The sequence below is a fragment of the Pseudomonas sp. IT-P176 genome (genome assembly GCF_949767245.1).
Lineage (GTDB): Bacteria > Pseudomonadota > Gammaproteobacteria > Pseudomonadales > Pseudomonadaceae > Aquipseudomonas.
Genome location: NZ_CATKPN010000123.1, coordinates 202,855 through 218,566, shown reverse-complemented (window position 1 = coordinate 218,566; position 15,712 = coordinate 202,855). Strand labels below are relative to the sequence as shown.

16 protein-coding genes are annotated in these 15,712 nt (G+C 61.4%); 2 read left to right on the top strand and 14 right to left on the bottom strand.

The genetic code is table 11. The features are described from left to right. Nucleotides 1–93: 93 nt before the first annotated feature. The 8 genes from ACM6IP_RS27170 to minC all read right to left on the bottom strand — a co-directional run bounded on the left by ACM6IP_RS27170 (nt 94) and on the right by minC (nt 7,899). Nucleotides 94–2,250 carry a mechanosensitive ion channel family protein gene (locus ACM6IP_RS27170; protein WP_320332827.1) on the bottom strand — a complete coding sequence of 719 codons (2,157 nt, stop codon included), beginning with the start codon at nt 2,248–2,250 and terminating at the stop codon, nt 94–96. 78 nt (nt 2,251–2,328) lie between these two features. Then, nucleotides 2,329–2,505, bottom strand: coding sequence for a hypothetical protein (locus tag ACM6IP_RS27165; protein ID WP_174244590.1), 177 nt, complete (start codon nt 2,503–2,505; stop codon nt 2,329–2,331). A 119-nt stretch (nt 2,506–2,624) separates the two neighbouring features. Beyond that, nucleotides 2,625–3,914 carry a M18 family aminopeptidase gene (locus ACM6IP_RS27160; protein ID WP_095167916.1) on the bottom strand — a complete coding sequence of 430 codons (1,290 nt, stop codon included), beginning with the start codon at nt 3,912–3,914 and terminating at the stop codon, nt 2,625–2,627. Nucleotides 3,915–4,010: 96 nt separating this feature from the next. After that, entirely contained in the window at nt 4,011–5,114 is a 1,104-nt protein-coding gene (locus ACM6IP_RS27155; RefSeq protein WP_414862674.1) for a hypothetical protein, read from the bottom strand. A 54-nt stretch (nt 5,115–5,168) separates the two neighbouring features. Beyond that, on the bottom strand, nt 5,169–5,804 hold the full coding sequence (locus ACM6IP_RS27150; RefSeq protein ID WP_027620023.1) for an RluA family pseudouridine synthase: 636 nt from the start codon (nt 5,802–5,804) through the stop codon (nt 5,169–5,171). A gap of 91 nt (nt 5,805–5,895) precedes the next feature. Beyond that, nucleotides 5,896–6,150, bottom strand: a complete 255-nt coding sequence (gene minE / locus ACM6IP_RS27145; protein ID WP_095167919.1) for a cell division topological specificity factor MinE — start codon at nt 6,148–6,150, stop codon at nt 5,896–5,898. Continuing rightward, entirely contained in the window at nt 6,150–6,962 is an 813-nt protein-coding gene (gene minD, locus ACM6IP_RS27140) for a septum site-determining protein MinD (protein ID WP_095167921.1), read from the bottom strand. The genes minE and minD overlap by 1 nt, the downstream gene beginning before the upstream one ends. A 199-nt stretch (nt 6,963–7,161) precedes the next feature. Further along, nucleotides 7,162–7,899, bottom strand: coding sequence for a septum site-determining protein MinC (minC, locus tag ACM6IP_RS27135; RefSeq protein ID WP_095167923.1), 738 nt, complete (start codon nt 7,897–7,899; stop codon nt 7,162–7,164). Between the two features lie 121 nt (nt 7,900–8,020). Between minC and ACM6IP_RS27130 the strand changes: the two genes are divergently transcribed. Together ACM6IP_RS27130 and ACM6IP_RS27125 are read left to right on the top strand one after the other, a co-directional pair. Further along, nucleotides 8,021–8,953 carry a lipid A biosynthesis lauroyl acyltransferase gene (locus ACM6IP_RS27130; protein ID WP_414862673.1) on the top strand — a complete coding sequence of 311 codons (933 nt, stop codon included), beginning with the start codon at nt 8,021–8,023 and terminating at the stop codon, nt 8,951–8,953. Between the two features lie 46 nt (nt 8,954–8,999). Next, nucleotides 9,000–10,169: a patatin-like phospholipase family protein gene (locus tag ACM6IP_RS27125; protein ID WP_095167926.1), complete on the top strand. Its 1,170-nt coding sequence runs from the start codon at nt 9,000–9,002 to the stop codon at nt 10,167–10,169. A gap of 72 nt (nt 10,170–10,241) precedes the next feature. Here the strand turns inward: ACM6IP_RS27125 and ACM6IP_RS27120 are convergent, their stop codons facing one another. The 6 genes from ACM6IP_RS27120 to ACM6IP_RS27095 form a co-directional block, all read right to left on the bottom strand. After that, nucleotides 10,242–11,027, bottom strand: a complete 786-nt coding sequence (locus ACM6IP_RS27120) for an outer membrane protein OmpK (RefSeq protein WP_095167928.1) — start codon at nt 11,025–11,027, stop codon at nt 10,242–10,244. Then, complete coding sequence (locus ACM6IP_RS27115; protein WP_143501178.1) at nt 11,024–11,404, bottom strand: hypothetical protein; 381 nt, start codon at nt 11,402–11,404, stop codon at nt 11,024–11,026. The genes ACM6IP_RS27120 and ACM6IP_RS27115 overlap by 4 nt, the downstream gene beginning before the upstream one ends. Nucleotide 11,405: 1 nt before the next feature. Further along, nucleotides 11,406–12,191, bottom strand: coding sequence for an outer membrane protein OmpK (locus tag ACM6IP_RS27110; protein WP_095167929.1), 786 nt, complete (start codon nt 12,189–12,191; stop codon nt 11,406–11,408). A gap of 97 nt (nt 12,192–12,288) precedes the next feature. After that, entirely contained in the window at nt 12,289–13,647 is a 1,359-nt protein-coding gene (locus tag ACM6IP_RS27105) for a nucleobase:cation symporter-2 family protein (RefSeq protein ID WP_414862672.1), read from the bottom strand. Nucleotides 13,648–13,787: 140 nt separating this feature from the next. Beyond that, nucleotides 13,788–15,086 (bottom strand): urate hydroxylase PuuD, encoded by a 1,299-nt coding sequence (locus ACM6IP_RS27100; protein ID WP_095167932.1) that lies wholly within the window; start codon nt 15,084–15,086, stop codon nt 13,788–13,790. Nucleotides 15,087–15,136: 50 nt separating this feature from the next. After that, nucleotides 15,137–15,640 carry an ureidoglycolate lyase gene (locus tag ACM6IP_RS27095; RefSeq protein WP_095167934.1) on the bottom strand — a complete coding sequence of 168 codons (504 nt, stop codon included), beginning with the start codon at nt 15,638–15,640 and terminating at the stop codon, nt 15,137–15,139. Nucleotides 15,641–15,712 lie beyond the last annotated feature (72 nt).

Below are 15,712 nucleotides of genomic sequence, written 5' to 3'. Positions count from 1 at the left end.
GGCCGAATCCAACACCTCCGGTAGGCCCACAGGCCGCCACAAAGCTGTGTAGATACCTACGCCCATCGCGGGCTAGCGGCATGTCAGGCACCATCAATCCTTCTCGGTCCCCCCTCCCGGGGTAATCACCTGGACGCTCATGCGTGGCGTCGCCAGGTCCAGGCCGGCCTCGTCCATATGGCGCTTGAGCGACAGGTTGAACGCCCGTGACACTTCCCACTGCTTGATCGGCGCGGTCTTGAACCGGGCGCGCAGGATCGCACTACCAGACTCGAAACTCTCGACGCCCTGGATCTCCAGCGGCGACCAGATGTTACGGCGTTGCAGCGGATCGTTACGGATCTTCTGGCCGACGTCGCGCATCAGTTTGATCGCTTCGTCGATTTCCATGTTGTAGGGCACCGCCACGCGGAAGATGGCGTAGCCGAACTCGCGCGAGTAGTTCTTGATGCTTTTGATTTCGCTGAACGGGATGGTGTGGACGATGCCGTCGATGTCCCGCAGGCGTACGGTGCGGATGGTCAGGCCTTCGACAGTGCCCAGGTGGCCGCCGACGTCGACATAGTCGTCGATGGCCAGGGAGTCCTCGATGATGATGAACAGCCCGGTGATCAGGTCTGCTACCAGAGACTGGGCACCAAAACCGATGGCCAGGCCGATGACGCCGGCACCGGCCAGCAGCGGGGTGACGTTCATGCCCATGTTGGCCAGGGCGACGATCAGCGCGATGATAAAAATCGCCACGAACAGCACGTTGCGAATCAGCGGCATCATGGTCTGCGCACGGGCATTGGCCAGGCCTTTGCGCGAGCGGGTGAGGGCGTGGTGCACGGCGGTGTCGCTGAGGATCCAGATCAACCAGGCGAAAATCAGGGTGCCGGCCAGGCTGAACAATTTGACGCTGACGTCATGGCCTTCGCCTTCGGTGAAGCGGATCAACGACATGCCCCAGACCCGCAGGCCCAGTTCGATGAACACCAGCCAGATCGCCAGGTGCACCAGGGTGTAGCAGAAGCTCTTGAGGCGTTCGGAGTACAGCGCGTGGCGCTTGGCCCCGCGTTGCGGCTTGAGGGAATGCCGGCGAACCAGGCCGTTGATGACCATGCACACCACCAGCAGCACGGTGCAGATCAGCGCCTGGCGCAGGGCGGTGCTGGTGTCGCCTGCCGAGACGAAGGTGGCAAACAGCGAGATGCCCACCAGTACCAGGGCTGGCAGGTACCAGAAGGTACCGAGGATCTCGATCGTGTCGCTGAGGGCGCGGCGGGTCAGGCGTCGCGACAGCGGCTGGTTGCGGATCAGGTGCGCGATGGGACGGCGGAAACGCAGGATGAACAGGCCGGTAGACAGGGCGGCCAGTACATTGGCGACGGTGGCGGTGGCGTGGGCCAGGTGAATCCCCAGGCTGGCCACCAGCCTTGGGTCGTTCAAGGCTTCGCCGAATGCGGCAAAGCTGCCGATCAGCCACAGCGGGCGGAAGGCCTGGTGCCGCAGGATGTACAACGCGCGGTGGCGGTGCGGACCATCGAGCAGGGAAAAGGCAATCACGCAGACTGCCGAGAAGCAGGTCCCCACGACCAGTGCATAGGCCAGCACCATCGCCAGGTACTTGCCCAGGGAGGGCGGCAGGGCGTAGCTCATGTAGACGGTGATCACCAGGGCGATCAGCCAGGGCCCGAGCTTGCGCAGGGCGAAGCGCACCAGGTCCCAGGTCCGGGGATGTTGTGGCAGCTCTTCGGTCAGGCCGAAGCGCATGCGCAAGCGGTGGCTGAGCCAGATCAGGGCCGCGGCGAGCAGGCTCCAGAGCATCAGCACCACGGCAAAGCCAAAGATGATCGGCAGCCATTCGCTTGCCGGCAGCATCAGGCTGCTGAATTCTTCCTTGGCCTGGTCAAATTCGGCGCTCCAGCGGGTGATCGGGCTGTCGGCGCCGGTGAGTTGTTTTTCCAGGCTCGACAGGGTGCCGCCGATCAGGCCCAGCACGCCTTCTTCCGCGGGTGGCTGGGCCTTTTTCGTGGCGTCGCGCAGTTTTTTCAGGTCGGCCAGCAGCTTGGCCCGTTGCTGGTCGTTTTCCAGCGACTTGATCACTTCGTCCAGCGATTGCCCCAAGGGCTCGCTCGCCTGCGGCTGGGTTTTGCTGGAGCTGCCGAGCAGGCTCGGCAAGCCGACCGCCTGGGCCGACGCCATGGGCAGCAACAGCAGCAGGCAAATGAACAACGTGGACGGCAGGGCGAACAGGCGAGCAAACACTAGGCGGTCAACCTCAACAGGTGCAGGTTGACCGAGTGTACGAGTGGGGCAAAGCCAATGCGAGCGTGGCGGGTGCTTTTATTCGTTGAGCTTGGCGAGGATCTTGATGACCACGGTGGCGAGAATCACCAGCATGCCGATCCACATCGAGAACACGCCGGCGTTCTTGTCGCGAAAGTTGAAGCCGATGGCCAGCAGGATCATCCCCGACAGGATCGGAATGAGCATGGAGTTGAACAAAGACATCGAGATCATGGCGACAGCCTTAGAAAGGTACAGGTTTAAGTTTAGGTGGCTTTTGCGTCAACGGGCGTGATGAATGTCAACGCCAGGGCAATTCGCGGCGAGGGCACCAGCACCCTCGCCGTGACGGGTCATGGCAATTCGCGGCAGGCGTAGAACGCGCTCAGCACTTTGACCAGGTGCACCAGGTCGTGGCTGCCGCACAGTTCGCGGATCGAGTGCATGGCGAACGTCGGCAGGCCGATGTCCACGGTTCGCACGCCCAGGTGGCTGGCGGTGATCGGGCCGATGGTCGAGCCGCAACCCATGTCACTGCGCACCACGAAGCTCTGCACGGGTACTTCTTCGGCCATGCACAGGTGGCGGAAGAAACCGGCGGTTTCACTGTTGGTGGCGTAGCGCTGGTTGCTGTTGACCTTGATCACCGGGCCGGCATTGAGTTTCGGGCCATGGTTGGCGTCGTGCTTGTCGGCGTAGTTGGGGTGCACGCCGTGGGCATTGTCGGCCGAGATCAACAGGGATTTCTGGATGGTGCGCACGAACTCCTCACCTTCGGGCAGCAGGCGGCGCAGGGTCTGCTCCAGCATCGGGCCGTCGGCACCGCAGGCCGAGCAGGAGCCGACTTCTTCGTGGTCGTTGGCGACAAACACGCAGGTCTCGTCAGTCTCGGCGCTCAGCAGCGCTTGCAGGCCGGCGTAGCACGACAGCAGGTTGTCCAGGCGCGCACCGGCAATGAAATCGCCGTGCAGGCCAATCACCGCGGCGCTTTGGGTGTCGTAGAAGCTCAACTCGTAGTCCAGCACCACGTCGGCATTCAGGCCGTGTTCCAGGGCCAATTGGTTGGTGAGCACGGCGCGGAAATCGACGCGCTCGTCACCGGCAAATTGCGCGAGGATCGGCGGCAGTTCGGTCTGCGCGTTGATCGCCCAGCCCAGGTTGGCCTCACGGTTGAGGTGAATGGCCAGGTTGGGAATGGTGGCGATCGGCGCCTTGAAGTCGATCAACTGGCTTTCGACCTTGCCGTCGCGGCGGAAGGTCACGCGTCCGGCCAGCGACAGGTCGCGGTCGAACCAGGGGGCAAGCAGCGCGCCGCCATAGACTTCGACGCCCAGTTGCCAGAACCCCTGGCGTTGCAGTTCAGGTTGCGGCTTGACCCGCAGGCACGGGCTATCGGTATGGGCGCCGACCATGCGAATGCCGTCGTACAGCGGCGAGTTGCGGCCCAGCTTGATGGCCACGATCGAGGAGTCGTTACGGGTTACGTAGTAACGACCGTTGGCTTCGGTAGTCCAGGACTCGCGCTCGTCAAGGCGCTGATAGCCCGCCGCTTCCAGGCGCTGGACCAGGCTGGCAGTGGCATGAAAGGGGGTAGGGGAGGCCTTGAGGAAGTCGATCAGGCCTTGGTTCAACTCTTCGCGCATAAGTAGCTCCAGACAGCAGTGCCGCGAGTTTAACGTATTGGCCACACGCATTGGGCAAGTGCGTGTGGCGCACGGCAATCGACTCGCGACACGGGATCAATGTGCCAAACGCTTGCGCAGGTAGGCAATGATGGTTTGTTCGTCCGCCGATTTTGCCGGCTTGGGCAGGTGTTTCGGCCAGCGTCCCTGGTCGGGGCCGAAGAACTGCTTTCGCGTGCCTTCGTCCCAACGCAGAATCTCCCGCGAAGCCGACTCCCACCATTCATGACGACATACTTCGTAGTACGGGTGCTCGGGGGCGGCACTGCCATAGAGCAACGCACGGCCGACCTTTTTCACCGCACCACGCTTGTTGCGCAGCTTCCACTTGATGCGCAGGCGCTGCCACGGCGAGGGGATCGGTTTGCAGCGGGGCACCTCGGTGCACAGCGTGGGCAGTTCGGCGCGGAAGCGTTCGCCATGCAGGCTGAAGAAGTGCTTTTGCATGGCATGGAAAAAGCCCTTCTCGGCGAAGTAGTGGTAGATGTAGCGGTTGGCTTCATGCACCGGCTTGTCGCGCATGGCGAAGGATAGGGCGATCTGTTCGATGGTGTGGATATCGAACCCATCGCGGGTCCACTCGTCGATCAGCTCGATGCTGCGTTCAAGCAAGGGGCTATCGCCGTCGGTGACGCCACACAGGCCACTGTTGTACAGCTTGAAACCGTTGTCAGACGTGACCCCGTGGGCTTGCAGGCAAGTGCCCAGCTTGAGGTAGTCCGCACGTTCGCATACGGTGCGCCAATCGTACTCGAAGCGATCCATCACGTACTGGCCGGGGCCAATGTGCTCGAACACCCGCAGGGGGTTGTCGAGGAACAGCGTGTCGGTGTCGACGAACAGGGTCTTGTGCGCCAGGGTCAGGCCATAGGCAATGGCGCAGGCCTTGCGCCGGTGGTGATAGCCGTTGCTGCCCTGCCAGGCGGTCATGATCTCATCGCTCAGGGCGATGGTTTCGACCGGCCAGCCGGCGTAGTCCTGCGGGCGATCGGTGAGGACGCGGATGCACAGCGGCTCGGCCTTTTTCAGTTGGGCCAGCGCCGTGAGGATGCTGAACTTGGCTTCGCGCCGGTACACGTCCTTGTCGCCGTAGACTAGATAGAGCAACTGCTGCGGCGCTTTCTCAAGGGGCGTCGACGGTTGTGGGGAGTCAGGCGTCATCGGTCCAGGCGTCCTTCAGGTTTCGACGGGTTGCTTGAAAGGGCTTCAAGGCGCTCAAAAGGGTGCCGGGCACTCAAAGCGCAGGCGTTCACCACTTTGCGGGTGGGTAAAGCTCAGCATGCTGGCGTGCAGGCACAGCCGAGGATACGCCGCCAGGGCTTGGGGGTGGGCGTACAGCCCGTCGCCCAACAGCGGATGGCCGATGGAGAGCATGTGCACGCGCAATTGGTGCGAGCGTCCGGTAATCGGCGTCAGCTCCACCCGGCACCAGTCGCCACAGCGCTCCAGCACGCGCCAGAAGGTCAGCGCATGTTTGCCGAACTCGTGGTCGACCACGTGGCGTGGTTTGGTCGGTGGGTCGTAGCGCAGCGGCAGATCGATACTGCCACTGTCCAGTTCCGGTTGGCCCCAGCACAGCGCCGTGTAGGCTTTTTCGGTTTCACGGTCGTGAAATTGCCGAGACAGTTCGCGATGGGTATCCGGGTCGCGGGCCAGCAGGATGATCCCCGAGGTTTCCCAGTCCAGTCGATGGACGATACGCGCTTCCGGGTAGCCGTTTTCCTGCAGGCGAGTAATCAGGCAGTCCTTGTTGTCGTCGGCGCGGCCAGGCACCGAGAGCAGCAGGGTAGGCTTGTTCACCACCAGGACAGCGGCGTCCTGGTGGAGGATGTGGATATTGGACAACGGCATTAAAACAGCCTCGTAACAAACGCCAACGGCGACTCAGGCCCCTCCAGCAAACCTGGGGGACCTGAGCCGCCGTGGCTCCAGCCGGATCGACTCAGCGATCTGGCAGGGTGATATTGAGTTCCAGAATCGAGCAGCTGCCCTGGTTTTCCAGTGCAACATGCACGTCGTCGGACCCGATATTGACGTACTTGCGGATCACCTCGACCAGTTCCTTTTGCAAGGCTGGCAGGTAGTCAGGGGTGCTGCGCTGGCCGCGTTCATGCGCCACGATGATCTGCAGACGCTCTTTCGCTACCGACGCGGTGCTGGTTTTTTTGCTGGCGCGAAAGAAGTCAAAAAGATTCATTATCTACCTCCAAAAAGGCGCTCGAAGAATCCCTTCTTCTCAACATCAAGGAACCGGTGTTCCACGGTTTTGCCCAACAGACGATCGACGGCATCGCTGTACGCCTTACCGGCGTCGCTCTGGTCGTCGAGAATCACTGGCACGCCTTGGTTGGAAGCCTTGAGTACGGCTTGCGACTCTGGAATCACGCCAAGCAGGGTGACGGCCAGAATCTCCTTGACGTCTTCGACGCCAAGCATTTCGCCGTTGCTGACGCGCTCAGGGTTGTAGCGAGTCAACAGCAGGTGTTCCTTGATCGGGTCTTCGCCGTTTTCGGCGCGTCGCGATTTGCTGGCCAGCAGGCCCAGCATGCGGTCCGAGTCACGTACCGAGGACACTTCCGGGTTGGTCACGACAATCGCTTCATCAGCGAAGTACATGGCCAGGTGGGCGCCTTTCTCGATGCCCGCCGGGGAGTCGCAGACCACGAATTCGAAATCTTCCTTGAGTGCCATCAGCACCTTTTCCACGCCTTCGACGGTCAGCGCGTCTTTGTCGCGGGTCTGACTGGCTGCCAGGACGTAGAGGTTCTCAAGGCGCTTGTCCTTGATCAGGGCCTGCTGCAGGTTGGCTTCGCCATTGACCACATTGACGAAGTCATACACCACACGACGCTCGCAACCCATGATCAGGTCGAGGTTACGCAGGCCGACGTCGAAGTCGACGATGACTGTTTTGTGACCACGCAGAGCGAGGCCGGTACCGATAGCGGCGCTGGTGGTGGTCTTACCCACACCACCCTTGCCGGATGTAACCACGAGAATCTTGGCCAAGGTGTTTCACCCCTAAGGAAAAAGGACTTTTAGCCCCGAAAAACATCTCTTGAAAACTACTGCAGTCGGACAGCCTTGGCTGGAATCGGGCCTGGGGCAGGGTTTACCTCCGGTAAACACCGCTCTACGCCATTTTCCTACTTCGTTTGAGCCGTTTTCACTACGTTTTAGAGATGCTTGGAAAATGCGGCAGTATCCGTTAAAGCCGAATGATGTTCAACACGTCGCCCGACAGGCTGACTTGTACACCGGCCCCCCAGAGCGGGTCGCGACGAAGATCTTCGGAAACCTTGTAATGACCGGCGATGGACAGCAGTTCAGCGCTCATTTGCTGGCAGAAAATCCGTGCCTTGGTGTCGCCTTTGACCCCGGCCAGCGCACGACCGCGCATCGGCCCGTATACATGGATGTTGCCATCGGCCAGAAGTTCCGCCCCCGGACTGACCGAGGACACCACCACCAGGTCGCTGCCCTGGGCGTAGATCTGCTGGCCGCCACGTACTGGCGAAGTGATGATGCGCGTCGGCTTGATGCTCGGCTCCGGTGGTTTTTCCGGTTTTTTGCGCACTTCACCTTCCAGCGGTTCAAGGGCGCGCTCGCGGGCACCCGACGGTGGCAACACCGGCAGGTCGACGGCGATGGCCGCGGCAATGTCCTCGATACGGCTGGCGCGGATGGCCAGGGTACGCAGGCCATGGTGGCGGCATACGCGCATCAGGGCCGGCAGGTCCACCGAGCCTTCACTGGCCGGTAGCTTGTCCAGGGCCAGCACCAGCGGGGCGTTGCTGAAGAAATTAGGTGCCAGAGCTACCTTTGCAGCCAGCTGCCGGTCGAGGATTTCCAGGTCATTGCGGGCCAGCTCCAGCACCGTAATGGCGAGCATGCTGCCCTTCAACTGGAACACGGGATCTTGGTCTAGCAGTTCGGTTTGGCTCATGGTTGGCATACAACGGCTTGTCACTAAAAGTGCCGAGACTTATAACGAGAACGCCCGCAGCCCGCAAGCAGGGTCGAACCGATGTAGAATGCGCGACCTTGTTGTCCGTCCGGAATCGTTAATGGATCGCCCGCAATTTCGAGCTGCATTTCTTTCGCCACGTTTTTGGCCGCTATGGTGCGGTCTAGGGCTGCTGTGGCTGGTTGTCCAGTTGCCGTATGCGTGGCTGTTGCGCATTGGTCGTGTGCTGGGGGCCGGCATGTATCGGGTCGCCAGCGACCGTCGGCGCATCGCCAAACGTAACCTTGAGCTGTGTTTTCCCGAGAAAACTCCCGACGAACGCAAACGTCTGCTCAAGGAAAACTTCGCCTCCACCGGCATTGCCTTCTTTGAAATGGCCATGAGTTGGTGGTGGCCACGCGAGCGCCTGGCGCGCCTGTCGCATATCGAAGGCCTGGAGCATCTCAAGCAGGCCCAGCGCGATGGCCAGGGCGTGATCCTGATGGCCTTGCACTTCACCACCCTGGAAGTCGGCGCGGCGCTGCTGGGCCAGCAACACACCATCGATGGCATGTACCGCGAGCACAAGAACCCGCTATTCGATTTCATCCAGCGTCGTGGCCGCGAGCGGCATAACCTCGACTCCCTGGCCATCGAGCGCGAGGACGTGCGTGGCATGTTCAAGCTGCTGCGCGCAGGCCGGGCGATCTGGTATGCACCGGACCAGGACTACGGCGCCAAGCAAAGTATCTTTGTGCCGTTGTTTGGCATTCTCGCGGCCACGGTGCCGGCCACCAGCAAGTTTGCCAAGCTGGGCAAGGCGCTGGTGGTGCCGTTCACCCAGGAACGCCTGGCCGATGGCAGCGGTTACCGCCTGGTGATCCACCCGCCGTTCAGCGATTTCCCGGGGGCCAGCGACGAAGCCGACTGCATCCGCATCAACCAGTGGATCGAAAGCGCCGTCAGTGCTTGTCCCGAGCAGTACCTGTGGGCGCACCGGCGCTTCAAGAGCCGGCCGCCGGGCGAGCCGAAACTCTACGACAAGCGTGGTTGAGCCTGCGACGGCCTACCGTCAATAACCAGCACCAGGGAGTGTGGCGATGAGTTCGGCTGAACCGGTGACAGGCTTGATTCTTTCCGGCGGCGGGGCTCGGGCGGCGTACCAGGTAGGCGTATTGGCGGCCATCGCGCAACTGTTGCCGGCCGGCGCGGCCAATCCGTTCCCGGTAATCGTCGGCACCTCGGCTGGGGCAGTCAATGCGGTCAGCCTGGCCGCCGGGGCCATGGACTTCACGGCCGCCATCGAACGCCTGACCGCGTTCTGGCAGGGCTTTCGCAGCCATCAGGTGCTGCGCAGCGACTGGCCCGGTGTGATTAGCCAGGCCAGTCGTTTTGTCACCCACAGTCTGCTGGGGATCGGCGCCAAGGTGCCGGTGGCGCTGCTCAACAGCTCGCCCTTGAGTGATCTGCTCCACACCAGGCTGGACCTGTCGGGGATCGATCAGGCCATCGCGCAAAAACAACTGCACGCTGTGGCCGTCACCGCCTTTGGCTATGAATCCGGACAGGCGGTAACCTTTTATCAGGGCGGTCGCAGCATCGACCCTTGGTTGCGGCATCGGCGCATTGGCGTGCCGACCCGGTTGAGCGTCGAGCACCTGCTGGCCAGTTCGGCCATTCCCCTGTTGTTTGCGCCGGTGAAAATCGGCAATGAGTACTTCGGCGATGGCGCGGTACGCCAGTCGGCGCCGATCAGCCCGGCGTTGCACCTGGGGGCGAGCCGGGTGCTGGTAGTGGGTGTCAGTGGCAACCCGCGCGGCGTCGATCCCGACACCTCCCTGCGCACCTACACCGGCCAGCAGCCGTCCTTGGCGCAGATCGGCGGGCACATGCTCAACAGCACCTTCATCGATAGCCTGGAAAGCGACATCGAGTTGCTGCAACGCCTGAACCAGTTCAGCCACTTGCTGCCCGATGGCACACCAACCCGCGCCCTGGGTGTGGCGCCGGTAGAGGTGCTGGTGATTGCGCCGAGCCAGCCGATCGACGAGATCGCCGCACGGCACCGTCAGGAATTGCCGGCGGCACTGCGCCTGTTCCTGCGCGGCCCGGGGGCAACCAAGACTAGCGGGGCAGGGGTATTGAGTTACCTGCTGTTCGAGGCGGGATATTGCAGCGAGCTGATCGAGCTCGGCCGGCGCGATGCCTTGGCCAAGCGGGAGGAGTTGTGTCGGTTTCTTGGGGTGCGGGAGCCGGTGATTCCGGCCTGACAGGCATCGCCCTTCACCCGCCTACGATGCGCGTTGGCGGGTGAAGGGTGATACCGGTTGGTCAGTCCAGACTCAGAAGTGCACCTTGACCAGGAAGCTGGTCACGCTCTGATCGGTCTTGAAGCCCTGGCTGTCTTCAATCCCGTACTTGTTTTTCCAGTAGTCGTACTCGACACCGACGTACAACTGCTTCTCGCCCAGATTCAAGGCCTTGCCCAGGTCGTATTTGACCTGTGGGTTGAAGTGCAGGTTGGCGTGGTATTCGCCTTTGCTGTTGACGTCGTTGTCGACCACCCAGTCCATGAAACCGTCGATCAGCACATCGGAGCCGCCGACAGGGATGGTGTACGACCACACAGGGGTGATCTGCCAGACATCGTCACCCGGACGGTCGCCTTCGGTGTGGCGGTTGTAGAAGTTCAGCTGGAAGTAGTCGAAGCCTGGAATGGCCAGGTCGAAGCCCGGACCGATCAGGTAGGACTCGGTGTCGTCTTCGCCAAACTCGTAGGTCATGGCCAGCAGCACGTCCTTGATTGGGCCAAACTCGAACTTCTGGTCGAAGATCTTGTTGAATGACAGGCGCGGCTGGAGCTCACCGTAGTGGGTGTTCTCACCGGCGAAGGCATCTTCTTTGCCGTTGTAGAAGATCTTGTCGATAAAGAAGAAGTTGTCGCCGTACTTCCAGGCGTCGGCGTGCTCGAAGGTCACGGTCTGCTGGATGCGCGGGTTGACTTGAAAGTCTTTGCCGTAGAGATAGGTCAGGCTGTTGTTCTGCCACTGCAGCAGATCGCCGGCCATGGCCTGGCCCCCTGCCAGCAAGGATCCGGCGAGCATCAGGCTAGTGCACGTACGTTTCATTCGGTTGCTCCCAAAGTAGGTGTTCCACGTTTTTTTTGACGGCGCTCTGGTGTGGCGCCTTTTTTCAGTGCTGCAAAAACCATCCAATCGGTCAGCTTTACAGCTCTTAGCAAGAGCTGGGCCAAGGCATTTAAAAAGGCAAAAAACGCCTGGTCGGCTGTTCGAAAACAGTCGATCAAGCGTCCATTGGGCTTTTGTCTGTCTAGCCTCGTGACCGTCCAGGGCCGGGATAAGTTGGCTTTCTGGTCAGGAATTAAATCCGGGCTTTTTTTTATACCGGATTCAGACGGCCGCGGAGAATACTGGCTCCCGCGCCACGGCTCAAGCGCCCCGCAACAGCGCACCGGTATCAAACCTGGGGCACCGTTGCGGGCCATTCTAGAAGTGCACCTTGATCAGCAGGCTGGCGGTGTTCTGGTTGGTGTCCAGATTGGCGTTGTCCTCGATGCCGTACTTGTTTTTCCAGTAGCTGTATTCGGCCCCGACGTAGATCTGTTTGGCCGGGCCATTGAGGGCCTTGCCCAGGTCGTACTTGATCTGCGGGTTGAGGTGCAGGTTGGCGTGATAGGTGCCGCGTGAGTTCTGGTCGTTGTCCACGACCCAGTCGAGGTAGCCGTCGATCAGCACGTCGGAGCGGCCGGCGGGAATGGTGTAGGACCAGGTCGGGGTGATCTGCCAGACCCCGTCACCTGGGCGCGGCCCTTCGGTCTGGCGTCGGTAGAAGTTCAGGGTCACGTAGTTGAACCCGGGCACCGCCAGGTCGAAGCCGGGGCCAATCAGGTAGGCTTCGCTTTCGCCTTCGCCATACTCATAGGTCATGGCCAGCAATACGTCCTTGATCGGACCTAATTGCAGTTTCTGGTCGAAGATCTTGCCTGCCGACAGGCGTGGGCTGAACTCGCCGTAAAAGCTGTGGGGGCCTTTGTTGGGGTCTTCCTTGCCGTTGTAGAAGATCTTGTCGACGAACAGAAAGGTGTCGCCGTACTTCCAGCGGTCAGCGTGCTCGAAGGTCACGGTCTGCTGGATCGATGGGTTGATCGCGAAATTCTTGCCGTACAGGTAGCTCAGGCTGTTGGTTTGCCACAGCAGCAGGTCGCCGGCCATGGCCTGGCTCGCGGCCAACAGGCTGGTGCCCAACAGTAGGCTTGTGTGTGTACGAATCATCTGTTGCTCCCTTTTTGTTTTTATTTTTGCTCTTGCAGGCAGCCGCCAACCCTGTAGGCGCTGGCAGCCAGCGCCTACAGGGGATGTTGCGTTTGCATCAGTGCGGGTGAGCGGCGCAATCGTTGATGGCAGCCCGTTCGCTGCCACCCAGGATGTTGAACAACAGGTTCAGCGTCAGCGCGCTGAGGGTGGCCATGGCAATGCCGCTGTGGGTGATCGGGCTCATCCACAGGGGCAGGTGGGCGAAGAATTCCGGCCGGACCACCGGGATCAGGCCCATGCCGATACTCACCGCCACCAGCAATTGATTGCGCCGGTCGGCGATGTCGGCTTCCTGGAGGATCTTGATCCCGGTGGCCGCGACCATGCCGAACATGGCGATAGCCGCGCCGCCCAGCACTGCCGGCGGGATCGAGGCCACCAGGAACGCGGCCTTGGGCAGCAGGCTCAGGAGGATCAGCAACCCCCCGGCAACGATGGTGACCGAGCGGCAACGCACGCCAGTCATCTGCACCAGGCCAATGTTCTGGGCAAACGAGGAGTGGGTGAAGGTGTTGAGGAAGCCGGCGAAGAACGAGGCGCCGGCATCACACAGCAAGCCGCGACGCAGCATGCGCGGGCAGACTTCCTGGCCGGTGATCTTGCCCAGCGCCAGGAACATCCCGGTGGACTCGACGAAGATGATCACCACCACCAGGCACATCGACAGGATCGGCGCCAATTCAAACTTGGGCATGCCGAAGTGCAGCGGCGTGACGATCTGCAGCCAGGGCGCCTGGGTCATGCCGCTGAGGTCGACCATGCCCAAAAGGCCACAGAGGATGTAGCCCAGGGTCATGCCGATCAGCACCGAAATGTTGACCCAGAACCCGCGCATGAAGCGGTGTACCAACAAGATGGTGCCCAGCACCAGGGCGGCGATGGCAAGGTAGATGGGGGAACCGAATTGTGCGACGGAACTGCCGCCGCCTGCCCAGTTCACCGCGACGGGGAACAGTGACAAACCGATCGAGGTGATGACGGTACCGGTCACCAGAGGCGGGAAGAAACGCACCACCTTGGACATGAACGGTGCGATCAGCATGCCGAAGAACCCTGCGGCAATGGTCGCGCCGAAGATGCCTTGCAAGCCGATGCCGGGCATGCCGGCCATGGCCACCATGCTGCCGACCGCCGCGAAGCTGGCGCCCATCATCACCGGCATGCGAATGCCCATGGGGCCGATGCCCATTGACTGGACGATGGTGGCGATCCCGGCGACCAGCAGGTCGGCATTGATCAGAAAGGCGATTTCTTCACGACTCAGGCCAGCGGCCTGTCCGATGATCAACGGCACCGCAATGGCGCCGCCGTACATCAACAGAACGTGTTGCAGACCTACCAGGATCAGTTGCAACAACGGCAGGCGCGCGATGGCGGGTGCGTCGGGGATGCGCGCTTCGGATGACACGGACATGCAACACCTCGGATCTTTTTTATTCTTGTGATTTTGTGCAGCAGGGAGGACCGCGGCGCGGCCAATCGCTGGCAAGCCAGCTCCCACAGGATTCAGGTGATCCTTGTGGGAGCTGGCTTGCCAGCGATGCTTTTCGTTACTTAATTGGTCTGGGCTCCCTGCACGATCCAGGCGCCGATCAGGTCACGTTCCTGCTGGGTCATCTGGGTGATGTTGCCCAGTGGCATGATCTGCGTGGTGACTGCCTGGGCTTGAATGCGCGGGGCGTTCTGGCGGATCTGCTCGGGTGTGTCGAACATCACGCCGCCCGGGGCGGCACTGAACAGCGGGCTGGTGGGCTTGGCCGAGTGACAGACCGCGCAGCGTTCCTGGATCACACTGTGCACCTTGTCAAAGCCTGGACCGGTATTGGCTGCCTGGGCCGGGGCTGCAGGTGCAGCGGCTGGCGTGGCATCGGCCGGTTTCGCACCACCACCGACGGCGGTTTCCGGCAGCGGCTGGTACTGGATCTGCGCGGGGGCCTTGGCCACTTCCGGGCTGGTCATCGGCGCGGGGCCGGTAACGTACGCCAGGCTGATCATGCCTACGGCCGCGACTGGCAGGGTCCAGGCGAACTTGTGGCTGTCGTGGCGGGTGTTGAAGTAGTGACGCACCAACACCGCCAGCACCGCGATCCCGGCCAGGATCAACCAGTTGTACTGGCTGCCGTAGGTGCTCGGGAAGTGGTTGCTGATCATGATGAACAGCACAGGCAAGGTGAAGTAGTTGTTGTGTCGCGAACGCAGCAGGCCCTTGGCCGGCAGGGCCGGGTCCGGGGTGCGGTTCTCGGCGATCGCCGCCACCAGTGCCCGTTGTGCCGGCATGATGATGCGGAACACGTTACCGACCATGATGGTGCCGATGATGGCGCCCACGTGCAGGTAAGCACCCCGGCCGCTGAACACTTTGCTGAAGCCGTAGGCCGCGCCGATGATCAGGACGAACAGGATGAAACCCAGCAGGGCAGGGCGTTTGCCCAGGGCCGAGTCGCACAGGAAGGAGTAGATGAACCAGCCGGCGAACAGCGAACCGATGCCCAGCAGAACCCCTTCAGGGCCGCTCAGGCTGCTGCCAGGTGCCAACAGGTACAGGGTCGGGTTGGAGTAGAACACCACGCACAGCAGCGCGATCCCCGACAACCAAGTGAAGTAGGCCTCCCACTTGAACCAGTGCAGGTTGTCCGGCATGGTCGGTGGAGCCAGTTTGTATTTCTCCAGGTGGTAGATCCCGCCACCGTGAATCGCCCAGAGATCGCCCGCCAGACCGTTCTTCGGGTTGACCCGATTGAGGTTGTTTTCCAGCCAGACAAAATAGAACGACGCGCCGATCCAGGCGACGCCAGTGATCATGTGAACCCAGCGCACGCTCAGGTTCAGCCATTCGAACAGATGTGCTTCCACAGTCTTTACCTCTCGCCTGTCACTCTGTCGTCGAGTGATCAGGCCTTCTCTTATTGGTGGGGGGCAAGGATCAAGCGTTGATCCTCTTTGAAAAAATGCTCATCGCAGTTATTGCCTGTGCCACTGCGATCAACCACCAGGAAGTCATCCCGCTTTTCGATCGTCAGCACCGGGTGGTGCCAGACGCCGCGATGGTAATTAATGCCCTGCCTGCCGTTGGTGACGAAGGCGCGGACCAAGCCTGATACAGGTTCATCGCCAACGGGCGCGACCACGATCAGAAAGGGGTTGCCGAGCAGCGGAATGAAAGCCTGGCTGCCCAACGGGTGACGCTCCAGCATGCAAACGGTCAGCGGCATGTCCTGCGCGTCGGCGCGGAAAATGCTGATGATCGCGTTGTCTTCTGGCTTGGCGGTTTCCACCGTCGCCAGTTTATGGAAGCGCATGGTCGAACCGTTGTTGATCATGAAGTGATCGCTGCCGTCGGTTTCGATTACGTCACCGAAAGGGGCGAAGGCTTCTTTGGTCAGCGGTTCAATCGTCAATGTGCGCATGCTGTTCTTCTTATCCGGATTCTGTGTTGTTGGTTCTATCGTCATCGCTGGCAAGCCAGCTCCCACAGGTTG